The organism is Parabacteroides provencensis (assembly GCF_900232875.1).
Classification (GTDB): Bacteria; Bacteroidota; Bacteroidia; order Bacteroidales; family Tannerellaceae; genus Parabacteroides; species Parabacteroides chinchillae.
Genome location: NZ_LT960513.1, coordinates 1 through 823 on the forward strand (window position 1 = coordinate 1; position 823 = coordinate 823).

Annotated in this window: 1 protein-coding gene; it reads left to right on the top strand. The window is 35.2% G+C overall.

All coding sequences use genetic code 11. The annotated features are described in order from the left end of the window. Positions 1-186: 186 nt before the first annotated feature. The gene (locus CTY47_RS16710) at positions 187-606 is read left to right on the top strand and encodes a hypothetical protein (protein WP_099465910.1); all 420 of its coding nucleotides are present in this window, start codon (positions 187-189) and stop codon (positions 604-606) included. Positions 607-823: the final 217 nt, after the last annotated feature.

Below are 823 nucleotides of genomic sequence, written 5' to 3' on the forward strand. Positions count from 1 at the left end.
CGATGTAAGCAACTTATGTAATATATCAGAGGACGACAATACTATAGTTATATCTGTTGAATGACTGCTACTAATTGGTTTTTAATTTAATGACATTTTAATGACATTTTCTTAATAGGCTTGTTTAAGACATTTTAATCCATTAGTTTTGGAAAAATAAATAATTTAACCTTAGATGTCTCATATATGCCTATAAACTGCTCTTCAATATTATATATAGGAACACAGGAAGGACTGGATACTTATTCAAGAGAAATATCCGGCTATCTGGTTAAGTTGTTATCTGCCCATTATCAACTTCATCTGTTGGGAGACCTGTTTTCTGAACAAAGCTATGAACAGGGACAATCTTATGATCTAATTATCATTCAAAATTCGCTTAGCCTTATACGCTATAGAAAACAGCTTAAGCGGTTGGGTAAATCTCCTGTATTGTTTATTGCTACAACGAACCGTTTAGATAGCTACATTGCCCCGTTTAAGAATTTGTATGGAGTATTGAGTATGAGTGATGCAGCCTTGCCGGCTTTTGGTATACCGGAAGAAATGATGCTTCATTTTAATTATCCGGTGAAGAAAATGGCTAATTACTACTTTTACGAATAACAACCGGAGTATTGCCGGATTGTTTATTGTCCAACCGGAAATACAATCAAGGAAAGTGACCTTAAATTATTGACTTTTCTGCATAAAACAAATGCCCTGCTAACTATCGTTTCGGATGAATATCGATGTTTAAAGAACGCATTGCCTTCTTTTGTCATTGTCGCACCTAGCTCTTACAAGCTTTCCATCTATAGGAGAGCGCATTTGGTGGTAGCCT